Annotated in this window: 21 protein-coding genes and 1 pseudogene; 9 read left to right on the top strand and 13 right to left on the bottom strand. The window is 67.0% G+C overall.

The window, feature by feature from the left end:
- Positions 1-150 precede the first annotated feature (150 nt).
- On the top strand, positions 151-924 hold the full coding sequence (locus ACSYS9_RS15870; RefSeq protein ID WP_071227459.1) for an NAD kinase: 774 nt from the start codon (positions 151-153) through the stop codon (positions 922-924).
- Positions 925-971: 47 nt separating this feature from the next.
- A complete protein-coding gene (locus tag ACSYS9_RS15865) occupies positions 972-1,916 on the top strand; it encodes a 5'-nucleotidase (protein ID WP_005417414.1) in 945 nt (314 codons plus the stop codon).
- 129 nt (positions 1,917-2,045) lie between these two features.
- On the opposite strand, the gene ACSYS9_RS15860 is transcribed toward ACSYS9_RS15865, so the two are convergent.
- From ACSYS9_RS15860 to asnS, 12 genes and pseudogenes are all read right to left on the bottom strand, one after another.
- Positions 2,046-2,597: a DUF2939 domain-containing protein gene (locus ACSYS9_RS15860; protein ID WP_071227460.1), complete on the bottom strand. Its 552-nt coding sequence runs from the start codon at positions 2,595-2,597 to the stop codon at positions 2,046-2,048.
- A 42-nt stretch (positions 2,598-2,639) separates the two neighbouring features.
- Entirely contained in the window at positions 2,640-3,620 is a 981-nt protein-coding gene (locus ACSYS9_RS15855; RefSeq protein WP_049422074.1) for an aldo/keto reductase, read from the bottom strand.
- Positions 3,620-4,306 (bottom strand): DUF2461 domain-containing protein, encoded by a 687-nt coding sequence (locus ACSYS9_RS15850; protein ID WP_032127674.1) that lies wholly within the window; start codon positions 4,304-4,306, stop codon positions 3,620-3,622. Before ACSYS9_RS15850 ends, ACSYS9_RS15855 begins: the two co-directional genes overlap by 1 nt.
- The gene (gene sbcB, locus ACSYS9_RS15845; RefSeq protein WP_071227461.1) at positions 4,303-5,742 is read right to left on the bottom strand and encodes an exodeoxyribonuclease I; all 1,440 of its coding nucleotides are present in this window, start codon (positions 5,740-5,742) and stop codon (positions 4,303-4,305) included. The genes ACSYS9_RS15850 and sbcB overlap by 4 nt, the downstream gene beginning before the upstream one ends.
- Positions 5,742-7,109: an FAD-dependent oxidoreductase gene (locus tag ACSYS9_RS15840; RefSeq protein ID WP_071227462.1), complete on the bottom strand. Its 1,368-nt coding sequence runs from the start codon at positions 7,107-7,109 to the stop codon at positions 5,742-5,744. The genes sbcB and ACSYS9_RS15840 overlap by 1 nt, the downstream gene beginning before the upstream one ends.
- 31 nt (positions 7,110-7,140) lie before the next feature.
- Positions 7,141-8,415, bottom strand: a complete 1,275-nt coding sequence (gene kynU, locus ACSYS9_RS15835) for a kynureninase (protein ID WP_071227463.1) — start codon at positions 8,413-8,415, stop codon at positions 7,141-7,143.
- Positions 8,416-8,619: 204 nt separating this feature from the next.
- Positions 8,620-9,141: a 3-hydroxyanthranilate 3,4-dioxygenase gene (locus ACSYS9_RS15830; RefSeq protein ID WP_049422134.1), complete on the bottom strand. Its 522-nt coding sequence runs from the start codon at positions 9,139-9,141 to the stop codon at positions 8,620-8,622.
- A 19-nt stretch (positions 9,142-9,160) separates the two neighbouring features.
- Positions 9,161-9,823: a carbonate dehydratase gene (gene can / locus ACSYS9_RS15825; protein ID WP_014037740.1), complete on the bottom strand. Its 663-nt coding sequence runs from the start codon at positions 9,821-9,823 to the stop codon at positions 9,161-9,163.
- A 72-nt stretch (positions 9,824-9,895) separates the two neighbouring features.
- Positions 9,896-10,526 (bottom strand): annotated as a pseudogene (locus ACSYS9_RS15820) (FMN-binding negative transcriptional regulator).
- A gap of 7 nt (positions 10,527-10,533) precedes the next feature.
- Positions 10,534-10,848 carry a hypothetical protein gene (locus ACSYS9_RS15815; RefSeq protein WP_006453002.1) on the bottom strand — a complete coding sequence of 105 codons (315 nt, stop codon included), beginning with the start codon at positions 10,846-10,848 and terminating at the stop codon, positions 10,534-10,536.
- A gap of 7 nt (positions 10,849-10,855) precedes the next feature.
- Positions 10,856-11,155 carry a hypothetical protein gene (locus tag ACSYS9_RS15810; RefSeq protein WP_005417403.1) on the bottom strand — a complete coding sequence of 100 codons (300 nt, stop codon included), beginning with the start codon at positions 11,153-11,155 and terminating at the stop codon, positions 10,856-10,858.
- Between the two features lie 30 nt (positions 11,156-11,185).
- Positions 11,186-12,580, bottom strand: a complete 1,395-nt coding sequence (asnS, locus tag ACSYS9_RS15805) for an asparagine--tRNA ligase (RefSeq protein WP_071227465.1) — start codon at positions 12,578-12,580, stop codon at positions 11,186-11,188.
- A gap of 128 nt (positions 12,581-12,708) precedes the next feature.
- On the opposite strand from asnS, the gene ACSYS9_RS15800 reads away from it, so the two are divergent.
- The 7 genes from ACSYS9_RS15800 to zipA all read left to right on the top strand — a co-directional run bounded on the left by ACSYS9_RS15800 (position 12,709) and on the right by zipA (position 19,612).
- Positions 12,709-13,047: a HesB/IscA family protein gene (locus ACSYS9_RS15800; RefSeq protein WP_006376495.1), complete on the top strand. Its 339-nt coding sequence runs from the start codon at positions 12,709-12,711 to the stop codon at positions 13,045-13,047.
- Positions 13,048-13,126: 79 nt separating this feature from the next.
- Complete coding sequence (locus ACSYS9_RS15795) at positions 13,127-13,669, top strand: CbrC family protein (RefSeq protein WP_071227466.1); 543 nt, start codon at positions 13,127-13,129, stop codon at positions 13,667-13,669.
- A gap of 162 nt (positions 13,670-13,831) precedes the next feature.
- Entirely contained in the window at positions 13,832-14,269 is a 438-nt protein-coding gene (gene rpsF / locus ACSYS9_RS15790) for a 30S ribosomal protein S6 (protein WP_005410228.1), read from the top strand.
- A gap of 11 nt (positions 14,270-14,280) precedes the next feature.
- Positions 14,281-14,511: a 30S ribosomal protein S18 gene (gene rpsR, locus ACSYS9_RS15785; protein WP_002804494.1), complete on the top strand. Its 231-nt coding sequence runs from the start codon at positions 14,281-14,283 to the stop codon at positions 14,509-14,511.
- 104 nt (positions 14,512-14,615) lie between these two features.
- Positions 14,616-15,065, top strand: coding sequence for a 50S ribosomal protein L9 (gene rplI, locus ACSYS9_RS15780; protein ID WP_005410227.1), 450 nt, complete (start codon positions 14,616-14,618; stop codon positions 15,063-15,065).
- Positions 15,066-15,324: 259 nt separating this feature from the next.
- Positions 15,325-18,828: a chromosome segregation protein SMC gene (smc, locus tag ACSYS9_RS15775; RefSeq protein ID WP_071227467.1), complete on the top strand. Its 3,504-nt coding sequence runs from the start codon at positions 15,325-15,327 to the stop codon at positions 18,826-18,828.
- Between the two features lie 46 nt (positions 18,829-18,874).
- Entirely contained in the window at positions 18,875-19,612 is a 738-nt protein-coding gene (zipA, locus tag ACSYS9_RS15770) for a cell division protein ZipA (protein WP_071227468.1), read from the top strand.
- 118 nt (positions 19,613-19,730) lie between these two features.
- Here the strand turns inward: zipA and ACSYS9_RS15765 are convergent, their stop codons facing one another.
- Positions 19,731-20,855, bottom strand: a complete 1,125-nt coding sequence (locus ACSYS9_RS15765) for a pyridoxal phosphate-dependent aminotransferase (protein ID WP_071227470.1) — start codon at positions 20,853-20,855, stop codon at positions 19,731-19,733.
- Positions 20,856-20,911: the final 56 nt, after the last annotated feature.

Raw genomic sequence — 20,911 nt, 5'->3', positions numbered from 1 at the left:
GGGCCGTTATGTTTTGCGGCGCATGCCTGGGTAGGGTAGTGCCGGCCGCTGGCCGGCAACCCCATCGACCTCCCCGCAGATGGGCGGTTGCCGGCCAGCGGCCGGCACTACCGGGTATGCTCTTGCTGGCACACCCACCCGGATCCACCGATGAGCGACACCCCCCGCATCGCTTTCCTGGCCAGCGCCACCGAACCTGCACAGATGGCCCGCGCGGCGATGATCTCGCGTTATGGCGATCACGCGCCGGAGCAGGCCGACGTGCTGTGTCCGCTGGGCGGCGACGGCTTCATGCTGCAGACCCTGCATCGGCACGGACACCTGGGAAAGCCGGTGTTCGGCATGAAGCTGGGCACCGTCGGCTTCCTGATGAACCAATACCGTGGCGACGATGACGTGCAGGCGCGCATCGCCCGTGCCGAACCGGCCAACCTGCGCCCGCTGGAGATGGTGGCACTGACCGAATCAGGCACCAGTACCGGCTCGCTGGCCTACAACGACGTCTCGCTGTTGCGCCAGACCCGGCAGGCGGCGCATATCGGCATCGATCTCAACGGCCAGGAACGCGTGGCCGAACTGATCGGTGACGGCGTGCTGGTGGCCACCCCGGCCGGCAGCACCGCCTACAACTATTCCGCACACGGTCCTGTGCTGCCGCTGGGCTCGCATACCATCGCGCTGACGCCGTTGGCCCCGTACCGGCCGCGACGCTGGCGCGGGGCGATTCTCAAGGCCGACACCGAAGTGCGTTTCCGCGTGCTCGATCCGTACAAGCGCCCGGTCAGCGTCACAGCGGATTCGCACGAGACCCGCGACGTGGTCGAGGTGACCATCCGCGAGTCGAAGGACCGCCGCGTGACCCTGCTGTTCGACCCGGAGCACAACCTGGAAGACCGGATCCTGAGCGAACAGTTCGTTTTTTGACGACAATAGGCGGCCGGCCGCGCCGACCGCTTGAAGGACCCCCACCGATGGGCGACAACTCCCCCCGTTTGCTGACCGTCGCGGTGACCTCGCGCGCCTTGTTCGACCTCGAGGAAAGCCATGCGCTGTTCGAGAGCGATGGCGTGGCGGCCTATGCCGAATTCCAGCGCCAGCACGAGGACGATATCCTCGGGCCCGGCGTGGCCTTCCCGGTGGTGCGCAAGTTGCTGGCGCTGAACCAGGGCGCCAGCCCGGAGAATCCGCGGGTCGAGGTGATCCTGCTGTCGCGCAATTCGGCCGATACCGGCCTGCGCATCTTCAATTCGATCCAGCACTACGGCCTGGGCATCATCCGTGCGACGTTCACCGCCGGCGAGCCGACCTGGCCGTACGTGAAGCCGTTCGGCACCGACCTGTTCCTGTCGGCCAACCCGGAATCGGTGCGCAGCGCGCTGCGCCATGGCATCGCGGCGGCGACCATCCTGCCCAAGCCGCCTGGAGAAACCGCCGCCGCGGCGGCCGACCAGATCGATACCGGTCGCCCGGCCGGTCAGCTGCGCATCGCCTTTGACGGTGACGCCGTGATCTTCGGCGACGAGAGTGAGCGCATTTCGCGCGAGCAGGGCGTGGAAGCCTTTGGCCGCCACGAACGCGAGCGCGCCCGAGAGCCGCTCAGCGGCGGGCCGTTCCGTGGCTTCCTGTCGGCGCTGCACACGCTGCAGGAAGTGTTCCCGGCCGGAGACAGTGCACCGATCCGCACCGCACTGGTGACCGCGCGTTCGGCACCTGCGCACGAACGGGTGATCCGCACCCTGCGTGAGTGGGGTGTGCGCCTGGACGAAGCGCTGTTCCTCGGTGGCCGCCACAAGGGCCCGTTCCTGCAGGCGTTCGGCGCCGACATCTTCTTCGATGATTCGCAGCACAACATCGACAGCGCCCGAGAGCATGTAGCCGCCGGCCACGTACCGCATGGCGTTGCCAACGAAGGATAGGGTCTGGTAGTTGCCAACCTTGGTTGGCGCTGTTCTGGATGCATGCCCACCAAGGTGGGCATCTACCAGAGCGCTGTACCCCGGTAGTCGCCAACCTTGGTTGGCATTGCCGTCAGGCCACGGGTCCCGTCAAGGGCTGCCCGACATCCCCAGCTGCAGGTCCACCACCTTCCAGCGCAGGCCCTGCGGTTCCAGCACCACCTTCATTGGCGGCTGGCCGGGGCCGCGATCGACATCGATCACGAAGCGGTCCAGCGCTTCGAAATGATGTTCGGCATGCTTCAGCGGCCGCGCGGGTTCGGTCGCGCCGAAGGCATCGCCGCCCTGCAGTTCATTGCGGCCGCGCTTCCACAGCACGTGACCCTGCAGCATCGCGCCGATCCCGGTCGGGGTCACCATGGTGTCCACCGCGGCACCACCAAGCTGGTCGCCCAGCCCGTACAGCAGGGCACCGAACGGGCTGGCCGCCACATCCGGGCCGGCTTGGCGCACCAGATAGTCATTGAGCTGCGCGCGCAGGCTGCTGCGCACGCGCGGGAAATCGACGTAACGCTCCAGGCGCGCGGTGTCGCGTTGCTCGATGGCCTTGGACAGGCCATTGACGGTCATGTACGGGCCGCCGAACCACCATGCGGCCAAGGCCAGGACCAACAGCCCAACGAGTGCGGTGAGTTTCTTCATGCCGCCCAGACTGCCGCAACCGCAGCAGCATGGGGTGAAGACTCAATGACTGGGAGATCCGCGGCCATCACCGAAGGCGTCCACCAGCTGCTGGCGTTCGGCTGCGGTCAGTGCCTCAAGCCGCGTTGCCAGTACTTCTTCCAGGCTGGCGGTGCGGGTGGTACCCAGGATGCCACTGGCCACGCCGGGATGGCCCAGGGCGTAGGCAAAGGCGGTCTGGGCGGGGCGCTGGCTGCGGATGGCGGCCAGGGTCTTCCGCATGTTGCGTGCGCTGTGCATCAGTGTGCGGCTGCTCGGTTTTAGCCAAGCCCTGGCCAGGTACCAGGCATCCGCCGGTCGTGGCAGGCGCGGGCGTGGTGGCAGCAGATGGCCCTGCGCCAGCACTGTGCCGGCCAGTACGCCGATGCCCACTGCGTGCAACTGGTCGATGAGGGGTTCACGGTCCTGCTGCAGGGCGTTGTAGTCCAGAAGCACCACGTCGAACAGCGTGGGATGGTCGATCATCCAGCGCAGGGTCGATGCCGTGTGCGTATTGATGCCGGTGTGCCGGATCAGCCCGCGTTCGCGCAGGCGTTGCAGCGCGGCCAGCAGGTCATCGTTGATGTCGTGCTGGCTGGCACCGTGCAGCTGGTAGATATCCAGGTAATCCAGGCCGAGGTTGCGCAGCGAGGCCTCGCAGCTGGCAGTGATGGCTGCCGGCGAGAAATTGCGTTGCTCGGCGCCGCTGACGCCGGCCTGGCCGGTCAGTGTGCCGCCCTTGCTGGAAATCACCAGCGACTCGCGCGGGTATCGCTTCAGCAACGGGCGCAGGATGCGGCCCAGCCGCGGCTCGGCGTGGAAACCGGAATAGTTGTGGCCGGTGTCCAACAGGTTCACGCCCTGTGCCAGTGCATGCTCGACCACGTGCGCGGCCGACTGTTCCGGGAAGCGGCGATGCCCCCAGAAGCCGGAGCAGCCCAGGCCCACCGGCGAAACCGCCAGGCCGGTGCGGCCCAGCGTGCGGCGTTGCTGTGCCAACGGCATCAGAATTCCAGGTCCAGCGCCGCGCACAGGTAGTCGACGAACGGGCCGAGCGCGGCCAGGTCCTTGCCCAGCGTGGACAGCAGGCGCGGGCCGGTCATGGTGGCGTCGTCCAGCGAGCGCCACATCACCCAGTTGCGGTGCTTGAGGTCGTCGATGAATTCGAAGTCGGCCGGGAAGCCGCGCGGCGGACGCACCAGCTTCTCGCTCTCCTCGAAGTCGAAGCGTTTGCGCAGGGCCGGTGCATGCGCTGCGGCCTTCCAGCTGCCCGGGTTGTCGAGGATGAAGTGGCGCACGCGGCGCTGGGTCTCCGGTTCCGGATGCCACAGGCCGGCACCGACGAAGCTCTCGCCCGGCTGCAGGTGCACGTAGAACGAGGGCGCGGCCACCTCGCGGCGGCGCTCATGGAACAGGCGTGCACCCTGCCAGGTCTTGTACGGGGATTTGTCGTTGGAGAAGCGGGCGTCGCGATGGATGCGGAACAGCGAGCCGCCGACGCCACGGGTATCGGCGCGGAAGTGGTCGCTGACCTCGGCCAGCGCCGGCTGCAGGTCACCCAGCAGGCGCAGGAATGGCTGCCGCACGTGGTCTTCATACTGCTGGCGGTGGTCGTTGAACCATGCCTTGTCGTTATGCCGCGCCAGGCTGCGCAGGAACTTGAAGCTGGCGTCCGAGAAATAGGTACTCACAAGGTCTCCTGCAGGTGCTGGCCCCAGTCGCGCAGCGATTGCAGCAGGGCCTGGCGCCGCGTGTCGTCGGGCGCTTCGGCGGCCAGTGCATCGAGCTGCTGCTGGTACTGGGGCAGGTTGAGTTCGCCCAGCCCGCCGTCTCCGAGCAGGCGCTGGCGGCGGTAATCCTGCCAGCGCTGGCGTTCAGCCGGTGCGAGGCTGTCGGGATGATTGCGCGCGCGGTAACGGAACAGCAGCTCCGGCAGGCGCGGGTCGCGGAAGCGGCCTTCCAGCGCGGCCAGCTGCTCCGGCGCGGTGGTGCGTGCCAGCGCAAGCAGCGGCTTGTCGCCATTGCCGAGGAAGCCGTCGTAGAGCGAGGCATCGACATCGGCCACGGTGGCGGTGCGGGGCTGGTTGTAGACCTGCCGGGCCTTCTCGGCCAGCTGCGGGGCGAACGCGCGCAGGCGTTCCACCTTGGCCTCGATCGCGGCCACGTCCAGGCCGAGGCGCGCGTGGTCATCGGCGCGCAGGTGGTTCCAGGCGATCAGCGCGGGCACCTTGTTCAGGTGCACTTCCTTCAGCGGCACCCGCGCCACGCCTTCGGGCAGCTCGCTGGCGCGCATGTACAGGCGCTGTGCGATCACCTCGGCCGGCAGTTCCAGCAGATCGTCGATCTCGCCTTCCAGGTCGAACACGATCACCCGGTTGTTGATGGTCGGGTGCGCGGCCAGCGGCAGCACCGGGGCCGCGCACAGGCGACTGGCCGGGTAGCGCATGGAAATGTGCAGTACCGGCTTCATCGCGGCCACGTCCAGCAGGCTGCCGACGAAGCGTTTGTCGCGCAGCTTCAGCGCGTACTCCCACAGCCGTGGCTGCGACTGCTTGAACAGGCGTGCCATGCCGATGGTGGCGCGTACGTCGGACAGCGCTTCGTGCGCATCGCCTTCGCGCACGTTGTTGGCCTCGGCCAGGTGCTCGAGCTTGAACGAGGTGGCGCCATCCTCGCGCAGCGGCCACTGGATGCCGTCCGGGCGCATCGCGCGCATCAGCCGCAGCATGTCCAGCAGGTCCCAGCGCGAATTGCCGTTGCGCCACTCGCGTTTGTACGGGTCGTGGAAGTTGCGGAACAGGCCGTAGCGGACGAACTCATCGTCGAAGCGCAGCGTGTTGTAGCCCAGCGCACAGGTGCCGGGGCGCGACAGCTGCTCGTTGATGCGATCGAAGGCCTCGGCCTCGCTGATGCCCTCGGCCAGTGCCTGCTGCGGGGTGATGCCGGTGACCAGCGTGGCCATCGGCGAGGGCAGCAGGTCATCGGCCGGGCGCACGAAGAAACTGACCGGCGTGTCGATTTCGTTGAGATCGGCGTCGGTACGGATCGCGGCGTACTGCGAGATGCGCGTGCGCCGCGGGTCCTGGCCGAAGGTTTCCAGGTCGTAGAACAGGAAGCTGTCAGCCATCAGTGCGCCCCCTCCAGGACCGGCAGCTGCGCGTGGATCTGTGCTTCCAGTGCGGTCCAGTCGATGTTGTCCAGTGAATCGTGACCGGCGGTGGCGGCCACCAGCATGTCGCGCTGCAGTTCGGTGCGGCGCAGCGCCTCGGCGTACGGCGTGTGCAGGAAAGTGACCATCGTGTAGTGCGGTACGAAGCGGGTCGGCCAGCGCCGCTGCAGTTCCTGTTCCAGCTCGCGCTGCAGCAGGAAGGCGGGATCGGCCACGCGGTCGCGCATCTCCAGGTAGTTCTCCAGCGCCATCTGCTGGATTGCGCGCGCATTTGGCTTGCGCTCGGCTTCGAACGCGGCGAACGCGCCTTCCAGATCATCGGCCTCCATCAGGTGACGGGCCAGCGCAACGCAGTCCTCGAACGCGCAGTTCATACCCTGGCCATGGAACGGCACCATCGCATGCGCGGCGTCGCCGATCAGCACGGCGCGGCCCTGCTGGTGCCAGCGTTCCAGAGTGAGCGTGCCAAGCAGGCCCGGCGGATGCTGCTCCCAGTCCGCGCGCAGGTTCGGGATCAACGGCAGGGTGTCGACGAACTCGCGCGCGAACAGCGCCTCGGCCTGCGCGCCGGTGTTGACCGTGGCGAAGCTGGGATCGCCCTGGTTGGGCAGGAACAGGGTGACGGTGAAGGTGCCTTCGTGGTTGGGCAGGGCGATGCACATGTAGTGGCCGCGCGGCCAGATGTGCAGTGCATTGCGCTCGATGCGGAAGCTGCCATCGGCAGCCGGCGGGATCTCCAGCTCCTTGTAGGAGTGGTCGAGGAAGGCGATGTCCTCACCCAGCGGCGCGCGCCGGTTCATCGCCGCACGCAGTGCCGAACCGGCACCGTCGGCACCGATCAGGGTGTCGAAACGGATGTCGTGCGGGCTGTCGTCACGGTCATCGATGAAGCGTGCGTAACCCGCATCGAAATCGACGGTGTGCAGGCGGCGATGGAAGTGCACGGTGGCGCCGGCCTGTTCGGCCAGCTCCAGCAGCGTGGTATTCAGATCACTGCGGTGGATCGACCAGATCACTTCGCTGTCATCACGGCCATAGCGCTGCAGCTGCGGTTCGCCCTCGCGTGGGTGCACCATGCGTCCGCGCATCATCACCGCGCGCGCCATCACTTCGTCCTCCACGCCCGCCTGGCGCAGCGCATTGCGCCCGCGCTCGGCCAACGCCAGGTTGATCGAGCGGCCGCTCTCGTAATCGGCCACGCGCGGATCACCGCGGCGTTCGTACAGGGTGATGCGCCAGCCCTGGCGTGACAGCAGGATGGCCAGCAGGGACCCGGCGAGGCCGGCACCGATAATGCTCAACGAGCGGGAAGCGTGTGCGATCAACGAACTGTCCAGCAGTAGGGGAGGGGCCGGCTTAGAGGCCGGCCCAGGCTTCCACTTCCTCGACGAAGTGGTGCACGTCCAGGTAGCGGTTGTAGAGCGGGGTGGGCGAAATACGGATCACGTCGGGCTCGCGCCAGTCGCCGAGCACGCCGATGCCGCGCAGGTGTTCGAACAGCGCACGGCCGCGCTCGCGGCCACCGATCACGCGCAGCGACAGCTGGCAGCCGCGGCGCTGCGGGTCAGCCGGCGTGATGATGTCCAGCACGCTGGACAGGCGCGCGCGCACCAGCGCTTCGAGCATGCCGGTCAGCGCCAGCGACTTGCTGCGCAGCGCTTCCATGCCGGCACGCTCGAACAGGTCCAGCGATGCACGCAGCGGGGCCAGGCCGAGGATCGGTGGGTTGCTCAGCTGCCAGCCCTCGGCGCCGATGGCCGGGGTGAACTGCGGCGCCATCTGGAAACGGGTGGCTTCCTCATGGCCCCACCAGCCGGCAAAGCGCGGCAGGGTGGTGTCGCGGTGATGGCGCTCGTGGACGAAGGCGCCGGCAACCGCGCCCGGGCCGCTGTTGAGGTACTTGTAGTGGCACCACACGGCGAAATCAGGGGCCACGTCATGCAGGCGCAGCGGCAGGTTGCCGACCGAGTGTGCCAGGTCGAAGCCGACACGCGCGCTCTGCAGACGTGCGGCGCGGGTGATCGCATCGAGGTCGAAGGCCTGGCCGGTGCGGTACTGCACGCCAGGCCACAGCACCAGCGCCAGGCGTGAACCGTGCTCGGCGATGGCATGCTCGATCGCGGTCAGTGAAATCGTGCCGTTGGCCTCGTCCGGCTGCACTTCCACCAGGCACTCGGCCGGGTCGAAGCCATGGAAGCGGATCTGTGCTTCCACTGCGTGGCGGTCGGTCGGGAATGCGCCGGCTTCCATCAGGATCACCGGGCGCTCGGCCGTGGGCCGGTAGAAGCTGACCATCATCAGGTGCAGGTTCACGCTCAGCGTGTTCATTGCAACTACCTCGCTGGGCAGCGCACCGACCACGCGGGCCAGCTGCGCGCTCACCAGACGGTGGTAGGACAGCCACTGCGTCGGGCCGGTGAAGTGGCCTTCCACCGCCAGCTCGCCCCACTGCTTCATCACTTCCTGCACGGCCGCCTGCGCGCCACGCGGCTGCAGGCCCAGCGAGTTGCCGACGAAGTAGGTCTGCTCGCCGCCGCCATGGCGCGGAATCAGGAATTCATTGCGCAGCGGGCGCAGCGGATCGGCGGCGTCCAGGGCAATGGCGTGGGTGCGGCTGAGCAGGTCGGACATGGTCGGGCAACAGGCTGCAACGGGACCGCCAGTGTAGCGCTTGGGGCATGGCCCGGTAGCTGCCAACCCAACGCCAGCGCCGCTTGACCCGGTAGTCGCCCACCTTGGTTGGCGCACGTACAAGCAAGCGCCCACCAAGGTGGGCATCTACCAGAGCGGGGGCGAGCATGCGCCCACCGAGGTGGGGAACTACCGTTCGATGGCTCAGCCCGCCGCTGGCGCCGGCAGCGGGTCCACGTGCCCGCACTCGCTGCAGGTACGCAGTTCCAGGCTGGCGTGATAGCGCGCAAACACCTTGGGCAGGTCGGTTTCGATGTTCTGCAGCGGGAAATACTCTTCGTGCAGCTTGTGGTTGCAGCGCTCGCAGTGCCAGATCACGCCGTCCATCTCGTGCGGCAGGCGCTTGCGCTCGACCACCAGACCGATACCACCGGGCGGGCGCCGCGGCGAGTGCGGCACCTTTGCCGGCAGCAGGAAGATCTCGCCGGCGCGGATCGGAATGTCGCGCACCGCGCCGTCTTCCTGCACCTTCAGCACCATCTCGCCTTCGAGCTGGTAGAACCACTCCGGGCCTTCGTCGTAGTGGAAGTCGGTACGCGAGTTCGGCCCGCCCACCACCATCACGATGAAGTCGCCGTTGTCGATCATCTTGTTGCCCACCGGCGGCTTCAGCAGGTGGCGGTTTTCTTCGATCCAGGCGTGCAGGTTGATCGGCGAAGCGAGCATGGTGGTCATCCGTAAGGGATCAGTCGCGCTTGCCCTTGCGCGGGACGTAGGACAGGGCCTTTTCATAGGCGGGCTGCAGCTCTTCCTGCGAACCGACGTCGATGCCCATCTCGCGCACGCGTCCGTCCTTCAGGCTGTAGACCCAGCCGTGCACCATCAGCTTCTGGCCGCGGGCCCAGGCGTCCTGCACGATGGTCGAGCGGCACAGGTTGGCCACCTGCTCGATCACGTTCAGTTCGCACAGGCGTGCGTGCTTGAGCTCGTCGGTCTCGATCGCATCAAGGATGCCGGTGTGCTTCTGCATCACGTCGCCAACGTGGCGCAGCCAGTTGTCGGCCAGGCCGACGCGGGTGTTGTGCAGGCAGGCATGCACGCCGCCGCAGCCGTAGTGGCCGACGATCAGGATGTGCTTCACCTTCAGCTGGTCCACCGCGTACTGCACCACGCTCAGGCAGTTCAGGTCGGTGTGGGCGACCACGTTGGCGACGTTGCGGTGCACGAACACTTCGCCCGGGGCCATGCCGATGATCTGGTTGGCCGGCACGCGCGAATCGGAACAGCCGATCCACAGGTATTCGGGGTGCTGCTGCTTGGCCAGCTGGTGGAAGAACTCGGGGTCTTCCTTCTCGATGCGGTCGGCCCAGTCGCGGTTGTTCTGCAGCAGTTTGTGGATGTCTTTCATGTATGGGTCCCTGGCGTCGGGTGGGGGCTCGCCGCAGCCGTCCGGCTGCGTCGTCGCGGGAATCTGGGGCGTTCAGTCGCTGCGGGCGGCCTGTTCGCGGTGCCAGCGCATCCACTGCGCCAACTCGGTGGAAGCGGGGGTGCCCAACTGTTCCAGTTCGGCGATCACCGCGCGCTGGTTCGCATCGGGATGGTTCTGGCTCAGCTTGAGCTTCAGCTGCACCTGTTCGACCTGGAAGCGGAAGCCGACGATGGCGCGCAGCTCCGGGCCATGTTCGGCACGCGTGGCATCGAACTGCCAGGCCTGGCCGACACTCGCTTCGAAGCGGTCGCTGATCGCGCCGACCAGTTCGGCCAGCGCCTCGGTATCGTCGAGGGTCTGCAGCTGGCCACGCAGCTCGGCAGCGGCGTAGTTCCAGGTGGGTACCCGCGCAGCGGGCTCCTTGTCCGGATACCAGCTGGCCGAGACGTAGCCATGCGGACCATCGATCAGTACCTTGGCCGCGCCGCGGTGGCGCGACTGCGGGTTGGCGCGCGCCCAGTGGCCGCGCAGTTCGATCTGGTCGCCGGTACAGCACCGGCATCCGGGTCAGCTCCGGCAGGCCATCGCTGCCGGGCGTGAGCACGGTAACGAACGGGTCGCGCGCCAGCAGGCGGTCCAGCCAGAGCAGGTCGGTCTCGGCGAAGGCGCGCGGGGTGAACATGCAGGGGTCAGGCGCGCCCGCCCAGCGACTGGATCATGCGGCCGCGCAGGCCCTCATCGCTGTCGGCCTGCGGCGGCTGCACTTCGTGCAGGCTGAAGCCGCGCACCAGCGCGTCTTCCTCGTCCAGGCCGTCGTACTCGACGAATTCGGCGTCGAACAGCTGCGAACGCGCGGTGTCTTCGCTGTCATAGCTCAGCGTGTTGCCATCGCTGTCGAGCACTTCGGCGGTGCCGGCCGGGCGCACGCGCAGGCGCGCCCAGATCAGGGTGTTGCCGAGGCTGGCCAGCCACCAGCTGTCGCGCGAGGCGGTGATGTCATTCATGGATGTGTTACCAGAGCGAGGCCAGCCAGAGCAGGGCGGCCATGCCCAGTCCGGCCAGCAGGGTCAGCAGCGATACCCAGGCCGGCGTCGCCAGCCCGGACAGCGAGCGGTCCGGCTGCTGGCGATAGTCACGGCGCAGCAGCCAGGCCAGGGCATCGGGCTTGAGGAAGGCACCGCTGCCGAAGCGCTCGGCGAGCGCCGGATGGCGATCGCGTACGTGCACCAGGGTCAGCGGCCAGAAGATCACGAAGGCACTGAACCCGGCCACTGCAACGCCGACGAAACAGAGGGCGAAGAACAGGGTCATGGGAGCGGTACCTCCGTGGTCGTGTGGGGCTTAGAAGTCCGCGCTGCCCGGGGCGCGCGGGTAGGGGATCGCATCGCGGATGTTGGACAGCCCGCAGACGTACACCACCAGGCGTTCGAAGCCCAGGCCGAAGCCGGCGTGCGGCACCGAACCATAGCGGCGGAAATCGCGATACCAGCTGTAGTGCTCACGATCCAGGCCGAACTGGGCCATGCGCGCGTCCAGCACTTCCAGGCGCTCTTCGCGCTGGCTGCCGCCGATGATCTCGCCGATGCCCGGGGCCAGCACGTCCATCGCGGCAACGGTCTTGCCGTCGTCGTTCAGGCGCATGTAGAAGGCCTTGATGTGCTCCGGATAGTTGGTCACCACCACCGGGCGGCCGACGTGTTCTTCGGTCAGCCAGCGCTCGTGCTCGGTCTGCAGGTCCAGGCCCCATTCGACCGGGAAGTCGAACTTCTTGCCGGACTTCTGCAGCAGGCTGACCGCATCGGTGTAGTCGATGCGCTCGAACGGTGCGTTGATGAATTCTTCCAGCTTGGTGATCGCGTTCTTGTCCACGCGCTCGGCGATGAAGGCCAGGTCGTCGCTGCGCTCGTTCAGCACCGCACGGAACAGGTACTTCAGGAACTCTTCGGCCAGGCGTGCGTCTTCGGCCAGGTCGGCGAAGGCGATTTCCGGCTCGATCATCCAGAACTCCGCCAGGTGGCGGGTGGTGTGGCTGTTCTCGGCGCGGAAGGTCGGGCCGAAGGTGTAGACCTTGCTCAGCGCCAGGCAGTAGGCCTCGACGTTCAGCTGGCCGGACACGGTCAGGAAGGTTTCCTTGCCGAAGAAGTCGCGGCTGAAATCGATCGCGCCCTTCTCATCGCGCGGCAGGTTCACCATGTCCAGGGTGGACACGCGGAACATCTGGCCGGCGCCTTCGGCGTCGGAGGTGGTGATGATCGGGGTGCTGATCCAGTTGAAGCCGTTCTCGTGGAAGAAACGGTGCACGGCCTGGGCCAGGCAGTTGCGGATGCGGGTGACCGCGCCGAACAGGTTGGTGCGCGGGCGCAGGTGCGCCACTTCGCGCAGGAACTCCGGCGACATCGGCTTGGGCTGGATCGGGTAGGTGAGCGGGTCTTCGACCCAGCCGACCACTTCCAGCGCGCTGGCCTGGATCTCGAACGACTGGCCCTTGCCCTGCGACTTCACCAGAGTGCCGGTGGCGATGACCGAGCAGCCGCTGGTCAGGCGCTTGATCTCATCGAAGTTGGCCAGGCTGTCGCCGGCCACGACCTGGATCGGGGCGAAGCAGGAGCCGTCGCTCACATTCACGAAAGCCAGATTCGCTGAACCGCGCACCGTGCGCACCCATCCGCGTACCGTGACTTCGCCGCCTTCCGGGATCTTCCCGGCAAGCGCATGTTCAACGCTGACCACCGTCATGACTTGAATCCTCTGCTGATCGACTCGATCTGTGAACACGGGAGTTTACCGGTTGCAGCGTTCTGCTTGCGAGGCATTTTTCGTGGCAACGGCTCCTTATAATGTCCCCGTACCTCTGGAGTAGCCCCATGGCCGTCAGCCTGACCCCCATTGCCTTCGAGCGCGTGCAGCGCTTTGTCGCCCAGACCCCCGGCGCGCTGGGCCTGCGTTTCGGCGTGACCAAGACCGGTTGCTCGGGCTGGGGTCACATCACCGACCTGGCCCGCGACGAGCGCGAGGGCGATACCGTGTTCGACCAGGACGGCGTGAAGATCTATGTCGATGCCAAGAGCCTGGCGCTGGTGGACGGCACCGTGATCGACTTCGGCAAGCACGGCCTGAGCGAAACGTTCACGTTCAGCAACCCGAACGCCACCGCCGAGTGTGGCTGCGGTGAAAGCTTCACCACCGACGCCGACAAGGCCTGAGGGCTGGTTCTGGCGTCCGCCGGGCATGGCCGGGCGGTGGTAGATGCCGACCTTGGTCGGCAGGGGAAGGGATCCACGGATGGAACGACCGCTTTTCATTTATCACCCCAACGCCTACGCCCTCTCCTTCGAAGAGGTCGACGGGGTCTGCGACTGCTGTGGTCAGCCGCGCACACTGCGCTACCGGGGGCCGTTCTACTCCGTTCTGAGCCCCGATTACCTGTGCCCCTGGTGTATCGCCGATGGCAGGGCGGCGGCCAGTTACGAGGGTGAATTCACCGGCTGGAGCGATATCGAGGGGGTATCCCCGGATCCGGCCGATCCGCCGCCGACCATCGCCCGCGAGCTGCTGCTGGAGATCTGCGAGCGCACCCCGGGCTACCCGTCCTGGCAGCAGTCGGTCTGGCTCAGCCATTGTGAGCGGCCCTGCGCCTTCCTCGGTTACGCCGGTAGCGAGGACCTCCAGCCCATCCTCGACGAGGTCCGGCCCGACGTGGTTGAGGTCAACCCGCGCGACGCCGACTGGGTGCTGGAACACCTGAGCCGGGACGGGGAGATGATTGGCTGCCTGTTCCAGTGCCTGGAATGCGGCCAGCACCGCCTTCATGTGGATCTGGGGTAGCCCGGTTCAGGTTGCCCTGTGGCCCGCCGGTTGCCCGGCACCCCCATCTGCGCCATAATGCGCGGCTTCCTGCCTCCCCGGCGGGAATCCTTGCCCCACCGCGGTATCAACGGCGGGGGGCTGTCCGGCCGCAAGGCCACATCCGAAAGGTAGAAAAAAAACATGAGTCGTCATTACGAAATCGTGTTCATGGTCCACCCGGACCAGAGCGAGCAGGTCCCGGCCATGATCGAGCGCTACAAGTCGCTGGTCGAGAACGGCAACGGCACCATCCACCGTCTGGAAGACTGGGGCCGCCGCCAGCTGGCGTACCCGATCCAGAACCTGGTGAAGGCCCACTACGTGCTGATGAACATCGAAGCCGACCAGGCCGTTCTGAACGAACTGACCGAAAGCTTCCGCTTCAACGACGCCGTGCTGCGCAACCTGGTCATCAAGCGTGACGAGGCTGACACCGAGCAGTCGCTGATCATGAAGAGCAAGGACGAGAAGGGTGACAAGCCGGAGCGCGGTGAGCGCCGTCGTCGTGACGACGAAGAAGGCGAGTCCAACAACACCGCTGACAACGAAGCCGGCGACGACGCCGCTTCCGCCGCCTAAGGAGCCTTCCCATGTCCAAGTTCTTCCGTCGCCGCAAGTTCTGCAAGTTCACTGCTGAAGGTGTGAAGGAGATCGACTACAAGGATCTCAACACCCTGCGCCAGTACCTGACCGAGAACGGCAAGATCGTGCCGAGCCGCGTCACCGGTACCAAGTCGAAGTACCAGCGCCAGCTGGCGACCGCCGTCAAGCGCGCTCGCTTCCTGGCCCTGATCCCGTACACCGACAACCACGACGTCTGATGCCAGCGGGGCGGCCCGGCGCCGCCCCCGCTGTGCCAGCTATTCGGACAGCCTTTGTTGCGGGGCATCGCCTCGCTAACGAATAACTTATCTGGAGCAATACCATGCAGCTGATCCTCCTGCAGAAAGTCACCAACCTCGGCAACCTGGGCGACCTGGTCGACGTGAAGCCGGGCTACGGCCGTAACTTCCTCGTGCCGCAGGGCAAGGCCGTGCCGGCCACCGAGAGCAACAAGGCCGAGTTCGAAGCCAAGCGCGCCGAATACGAAGCCAAGGCCCAGGCCATCCACGCCGACGCTGAAGGCCGCAAGGCCAAGCTGGAAGGCGCGAGCGTGACCATCGCCGCCAACGCTTCGACCGAAGGCAAGCTGTACGGCTCGGTTGGCCCGCGCGACATCGCCGAGGCCTTCACCGCCGCCGGCCTGCCGCTGGAAAAGAGCGAAGTCATCCTGGGCGAAGGCGCCTTCCGCAACATCGGCGAATACGACGTACTGGTCCACCTGCACGCCGACGTCGAGACCACCGTCAAGGTCGTCGTCGTCGCCGAAGCCTGATCCCACGCCGCAAGGCCTGGAATCACCGCAGAACGGGCGCCCGCAAGGGTGCCCGTTTTGTTTTATGGCTCCGGTTCGGGGTGTCGAGCGACGTCCGGCCGACGAGGCAGGGCTGGACAATGTTTCACGCCCATTCGTAGAACACGTCCACATCGGTATACTCAGGGCGTCACACCCGTTCCACGGGCATCGATCCCAACAGGATCAATGGCTTGGAGGGTAAACGCAGGCCGCTTGCCGGCCCCAGTCCGGAACCCCTATGCGTCTTTCCACGATCAAGCTGTCCGGCTTCAAGTCGTTCGTCGATCCGACCACCCTGCACCTGCCGACCAACATGACCGGCGTGGTGGGGCCCAATGGCTGCGGCAAGTCGAACATCATCGACGCCGTGCGCTGGGTCATGGGCGAGAGCTCGGCCAGCCGCCTGCGCGGCGACTCGCTGACCGACGTGATCTTCTCCGGTTCCAATGCCCGCAAGCCGGTCTCGCAGGCCACCGTCGAGCTGATCTTCGATAATTCGGACCACACGATCTCCGGCGAGTACGCCTCGTTCAACGAAATCTCGGTCAAGCGCACGGTCAGCCGCGACGGCACCAGCAACTATTACCTCAACGGCACCAAGTGCCGTCGCCGCGACATCACCGACCTGTTCCTCGGCACCGGCCTGGGCCCGCGCAGCTACTCGATCATCGAGCAGGGCATGATCAGCCAGATCATCGAGGCGCGCCCGGAAGACCTGCGCGTGTACCTGGAAGAGGCGGCCGGCATCTCCAAGTACAAGGAGCGCCGCAAGGAGACCGAGACCCGCATCCGCCACACCCGCGAGAACCTGGACCGGCTGGGCGACCTGCGCGACGAGATCAGCAAGCAGCTCGAGCACCTCAAGCGCCAGGCCAAGCAGGCCGAGCAGTACCAGGCCCTGCAGGAAGAGCGCCGGGTCAAGGATGCCGAGTGGAAGGCCCTGGAGTTCCGCGGGTTGGACGGTCGCCTGTCCAAGCTGCGCGAAGGGCTGTCGCAGGAAGAGACGAAGCTGCAGCAGCTGATCGCCGACCAGCGTGACGCCGAGGCCCGCATCGAGACCTCGCGCGTTCGACGCGAAGAGGCCGCCGATGCGCTGAACACCGCGCAGGCTGCGGTCTACCAGGTCGGCAGCACGCTGGCGCGCCTGGAACAGCAGATCCAGCACCAGCGCGAGCTGTCGCAGCGCCTGCACAAGGCGCGCGACGAGACCCGCCAGGCACTGGCCGAACTGGGCCAGCACATCAGCGGCGACGAGGCCAAGCTGATGGTGCTGCGCGAAGCGGTCGAGGCCGCCAACCCGCAGCTGGAGGAGCTGCAGGAAGAAAACGAGATAAAGCAGGAAAGCCTGCGCGAGGCCGAAGACCGGCTGGCCAGCTGGCAGCAGCGCTGGGAACAGCACACTTCGCAGAGTTCGGAGGCCTCGCGCGCCGGAGATGTCGAGCGCACGCGCGTGGACTACCTGGACAAGCAGATCCTCGATGCCGACCGCCGTCGCGAGGCCCTGGCCGCTGAGCGCGCCGGGCTGGACGTGGACGCGCTGGAAGAAGCTTTCGAGCAGCTGCACCTGCAGCACGACACGCAGAAGACCGCGCTGGATGAATTGAGCGAAGACGTCGAGCTGCGCAAGCAGGGCGTGGCGGAAGTGCAGGAACAGCAGCGCAATGGCCAGAACGAACTGGCCGAACTGCGCAAGCAGGCCAACGGCCTGCGCGGTCGCCTGGCTTCGCTGGAAACCCTGCAGCAGGCTGCGCTGGGCCAGGAGCAGGGCGCTGCCGTGGCGTGGCTGAAGGCGCGCGGGCTGGATTCGGCGGCGCGTGTCGGCGAACGTCTGGACGTCGATGCCGGCTGGGAAAATGCGGTGGAAAGCGCGCTTGGCCAGTTAATCGAAGGCGTGCTGGTCGATGACCCGGGCAGCCTGGTTGATGCCCTCGGCGAACTCGGCGATGGCCACATTGCGCTGGTTGCCAGCGCGGGTGCCGACGTCAAGGCTGCACCGACTTCGCTGGCGGCCCGCGTGCGTGGCCCGGCCGCGATCCGTCGCCTGCTTGCGCACCTGCATGGTGCCAAGGACCTGTCCGAGGCGAAGGCCCTGCAGGCCAACCTTCCGGAAGGCGATTCGATCATCACCCAGAGCGGCGAACGCCTGGGCCAGGGTTGGCTGCGTGTATCGCGCTCTGGTGCGGCCCAGCAGGGCGCGCTGCTGCGCGAACGTGAGATCAACGAGCTGCGCGAGCAGATCGAGCAACTGCAGGATCGCGAAGCCGAGCTGGAAGAACAGCTGAGTGGTTTCCGTGAGCAACTGCAGGCCGCCGAGCAGCACCGCGAAGACGCACAGCGTGCGCTGTACCAGGCCCATCGTGCGGTCTCTGAACTGGCTGGCCAATTGCAGGGGCAGCAGGGCAAGGTGGAGGCGGCGCGCACGCGCATCGACCGCATCGAAGGCGAACTGAAGCAGCTGCAGGAAACGCTGGAAGCCAATAACGAGCAGGCGCGTGAAGCGCGCTCGCGGTTGGAAAACGCGGTCAGCAGCATGGGCGACCTGGAATCGACCCGGCAGCGGCTGGAGGGCGAGCGCCGCCAGCTGACCGAGGCCCGCGACCTGGCACGCGATGCTGCACGTGCGGTGCGTGAGCGCTCGCATTCGCTGGCCCTGACCCTGGAATCGCAGCGTGCGCAGCTGGCTTCACTGAGCCAGGCGTTGGAACGCATGGGCACCCAGCGCGGGCAGCTGGATTCGCGACTGGGCGAACTGCATTCGCAGCTGGACGAAGGTGATTCGCCGGTCGAGTCGCTGCAGGCCGAGCACCAGAACGCACTGGAAGAGCGTGTGCGGGCCGATCGCGTGCTGACCGAGGCGCGCACGCTGCTGGACGGCATCGACGCCGAGCTGCGCAATTACGAGCAGACCCGTCACCAGCGTGACGAACAGGCGCTGGCCCAGCGCGAGCGTATTTCGCAGCGCAAGCTGGACCAGCAGGCGCTGGTGCTCAGTGCGGATACCCTGCAGGGCGCGGTGGAGAAGGCCGGGTTCGTGCTGCAGGACGTGCTCAACGCACTGCCCGAGGACGCCCGCCTGGGTGACTGGGAGCAGGCCGTGCACCAGATCGATGGCCGCATGCGCCGGCTGGAGCCGGTCAACCTGGCCGCCATCCACGAGTACGGCGAGGCGTCGCAGCGTTCGGACTACCTGGATTCGCAGCACACCGACCTGACCACCGCGCTGGAAACCCTGGAAGATGCGATCCGCAAGATCGACCGCGAGACCCGCGGTCGTTTCAAGGACACCTTCGATCGTGTCAACGCTGGCGTGCAGGCGCTGTACCCGCGCCTGTTCGGTGGCGGCCATGCCTACCTGGAACTGACCGGTGAAGACCTGCTCGACACCGGTGTGACCATCATGGCGCGTCCGCCGGGCAAGCGCGTGTCCAGCATCTCGCTGCTGTCCGGCGGCGAGAAGGCGATGACCGCGGTGGCGCTGGTGTTCGCCATCTTCCAGCTCAACCCCGCGCCGTTCTGCCTGCTGGACGAGGTGGACGCGCCGCTGGACGAAGCCAACGTCGGCCGCCTGGCCAACATGGTCAAGGAGATGAGCGAAAAGGTGCAGTTCCTGTTCGTCAGCCACAACAAAGCGACGATGGAGGCCGCGCACCAGCTGTCGGGCGTGACCATGCGCGAGCCGGGCGTCAGCCGCCTGGTCAGCGTGGACCTGGAAGAAGCCGCGCGATTGGCGGGCGCGGCCTGACGTGCCATCCTAGTTACCTGAATGAACTAGCCGGAGAACCTATCGAATGTCCGACACGGCACTGTTGCGCATCGGCATCCTGGCCGCCGGCCTGCTGTTGATCGCCGCGATCTTCCTGTTTGGCCGTCCGAAAAAGAAGCCCCAGGGGCGCCGCGTGGAAGGCGCGGAACCGACCAGCGGCGAGCGCCGCGAACCGGTACTGGGCGAAGACGGCGTCGCCCTGGCCGATGGCCGCGTCGAACCGGGCATGGGCACGGAAGGCGAGCAGGCCGAACTTGGTCTGGGCGAAACCGACCCGGGCGCCAGTGATCTCGGCAAGCGCGCCACCCAGGATTTCGACAAGATCGTCTCCTTGTTCGTGGCTGCCCGGGCCGGCGAGCAGCTGCGTGGCGAAGACATCGTGGTGGCGGCCGAGAAGACCGGCCTGGTGTTCGGCCACATGAACGTGTTCCACCGCCTGGTGGAAGGTCACCCCGAGCGCGGCCCGATTTTCTCGATGGCCAGCATCATGAAGCCGGGCAGCTTCGACATGGCCAACATCCGCGCCATGGAGACCCCGGCCATCGCCTTCTTCCTGACCCTGCCGGCACCGCTGACCGCGCTGGATGCCTGGGAGAAGATGCTGCCCACCGTACAGCGCATGGCCGAGCTGCTCGACGGCGTGGTGCTGGACGACAGCCGCAACGCTCTCGGCCGGCAGCGCATCGCGCACATCCGTGACGAACTGCGTGCCTATGATCGCCAGCACCAGGCGCCGCCGCTGACCAAGACCCCGCGCTGGTAAGCGCCATGGTGTGCCGACCAATGGTCGGCACACACCAACCTCAACGGTCGGCACCCACAACAGTAGATCCACGCCATGCGTGGATGGGGCGAACCAAGGTTCGCCCCCACCAACAGGGTCAGGCCGGTACGCCGGCCACCTTCGCGAACGCATGGCGGAACGCGGCCATCTCGTCCTCGGTGCCGACGGTCACGCGCACGCGCTGTGGCCAGATCGGCCAGCTGCGGCCGATGATCACGCCGTTGTCTGCCATCGCCTTGGCAAAGGCGGCACCGTCGCGCTGCACATCCACCACGAAGCAGTTCGCTTCCGACGGCACGCAGCTGAAACCACGCTTGCCCAGCCACGCGACGGTGGCCTGCCGCACCTTGGCATTCTGCAGGCGCCGCTGCGCGATCAACTGAGGATCCTGCAGGCTGGCCAGTGCCGCGGCCAGTGCTGGCACGGGTAGCGGGTTGTCGCCCAGGCTGGCCAGTTCGCGCAGGCGGTCGGGATGCGCGGCCGCTACGCCCAGGCGCAGGCCGGCCATGCCATATAGCTTGGAGAACGTGCGCAACACGATCAGGTCATCGCGCTGCGCCACCTGCGCGATCAGGCTCGGCTGTTCGCTGTACTGCAGATACGCCTCGTCCAACAGCACGCGGGTGGAAGCGGGTTTGTGGGCCAGCAGCCAGGCGAGCTCATCCTGCGGGCTGATCGAACCGGTCGGGTTGTTGGGGTTGCACACGTACAGCAGCCCGGTCGGGCGTGCGTGTGCGGCGGCGACCATCGCACGCAGGTCGTGTGCACCGTCCTCGCGCAGCGGCACTTTCTGCACGTGTGCACCGTGTGCGGCGGCGACCTCGCCCAGCGTCTCGAAGGTCGGGTCGGCTACTACCAGCCCCGCCTGCGGGCCGGTCCACAGCGTGGCGGCGCGGTTCAGTGGTTCGCTGGAGCCCGGATAGAGGCGCATATGGTCGGCCGGAATGCCGGCCTGCTCGATGAACGCATCGCGCACCTGGCCCGCCAGTTCGAAGCGGTAGCGGCCGCAGCTGGCGATGCTGTCGCGCGCCGCCTGCTGGGCGGCGGGCGAGGGGCCGTACGGGCATTCGTTGAAGTTCAGTAGTACGGCGCCTTCGGCAGGGGCTGGGGCGGCGGCTGTCGCGGGTTGGGCATGGCCGAGCTGCGGCAGCCCGGTGCCGGCGACGGCGAGGCCAGCACCGGCCAGTTGCAGGAAGCGTCGACGGGAGGCAGGCAGGGTCACGGGTGGGATTCCGAAGGGAAGACCGTCGCACGCTAGCGCCGGTGGTGGTGGGCGGC

Origin of the sequence: Stenotrophomonas sp. STK17_22 (genome assembly GCF_051983905.1) — a bacterium.
Taxonomy (GTDB): Bacteria; Pseudomonadota; Gammaproteobacteria; order Xanthomonadales; family Xanthomonadaceae; genus Stenotrophomonas; species Stenotrophomonas maltophilia_A.
This window is presented reverse-complemented; position numbering and strand designations above follow the sequence as displayed.

What these genes read in the sequence shown, in the direction of transcription:
- ACSYS9_RS15810 (WP_005417403.1), bottom strand. Translation starts at nt 11,155, where the DNA reads ATGACCCTGTTCTTCGCCCTCTGTTTCGTCGGCGTTGCAGTGGCCGGG.
- asnS (WP_071227465.1), bottom strand. Translation starts at nt 12,580, where the DNA reads ATGACGGTGGTCAGCGTTGAACATGCGCTTGCCGGGAAGATCCCGGAA.
- ACSYS9_RS15855 (WP_049422074.1), bottom strand. Translation starts at nt 3,620, where the DNA reads ATGCCGTTGGCACAGCAACGCCGCACGCTGGGCCGCACCGGCCTGGCG.
- ACSYS9_RS15800 (WP_006376495.1), top strand. Translation starts at nt 12,709, where the DNA reads ATGGCCGTCAGCCTGACCCCCATTGCCTTCGAGCGCGTGCAGCGCTTT.
- ACSYS9_RS15830 (WP_049422134.1), bottom strand. Translation starts at nt 9,141, where the DNA reads ATGCTCGCTTCGCCGATCAACCTGCACGCCTGGATCGAAGAAAACCGC.
- sbcB (WP_071227461.1), bottom strand. Translation starts at nt 5,742, where the DNA reads ATGGCTGACAGCTTCCTGTTCTACGACCTGGAAACCTTCGGCCAGGAC.
- rpsR (WP_002804494.1), top strand. Translation starts at nt 14,281, where the DNA reads ATGTCCAAGTTCTTCCGTCGCCGCAAGTTCTGCAAGTTCACTGCTGAA.
- ACSYS9_RS15870 (WP_071227459.1), top strand. Translation starts at nt 151, where the DNA reads ATGAGCGACACCCCCCGCATCGCTTTCCTGGCCAGCGCCACCGAACCT.
- ACSYS9_RS15795 (WP_071227466.1), top strand. Translation starts at nt 13,127, where the DNA reads ATGGAACGACCGCTTTTCATTTATCACCCCAACGCCTACGCCCTCTCC.
- zipA (WP_071227468.1), top strand. Translation starts at nt 18,875, where the DNA reads ATGTCCGACACGGCACTGTTGCGCATCGGCATCCTGGCCGCCGGCCTG.
- rplI (WP_005410227.1), top strand. Translation starts at nt 14,616, where the DNA reads ATGCAGCTGATCCTCCTGCAGAAAGTCACCAACCTCGGCAACCTGGGC.
- kynU (WP_071227463.1), bottom strand. Translation starts at nt 8,415, where the DNA reads ATGTCCGACCTGCTCAGCCGCACCCACGCCATTGCCCTGGACGCCGCC.
- ACSYS9_RS15865 (WP_005417414.1), top strand. Translation starts at nt 972, where the DNA reads ATGGGCGACAACTCCCCCCGTTTGCTGACCGTCGCGGTGACCTCGCGC.
- can (WP_014037740.1), bottom strand. Translation starts at nt 9,823, where the DNA reads ATGAAAGACATCCACAAACTGCTGCAGAACAACCGCGACTGGGCCGAC.
- ACSYS9_RS15815 (WP_006453002.1), bottom strand. Translation starts at nt 10,848, where the DNA reads ATGAATGACATCACCGCCTCGCGCGACAGCTGGTGGCTGGCCAGCCTC.
- rpsF (WP_005410228.1), top strand. Translation starts at nt 13,832, where the DNA reads ATGAGTCGTCATTACGAAATCGTGTTCATGGTCCACCCGGACCAGAGC.
- ACSYS9_RS15860 (WP_071227460.1), bottom strand. Translation starts at nt 2,597, where the DNA reads ATGAAGAAACTCACCGCACTCGTTGGGCTGTTGGTCCTGGCCTTGGCC.
- smc (WP_071227467.1), top strand. Translation starts at nt 15,325, where the DNA reads ATGCGTCTTTCCACGATCAAGCTGTCCGGCTTCAAGTCGTTCGTCGAT.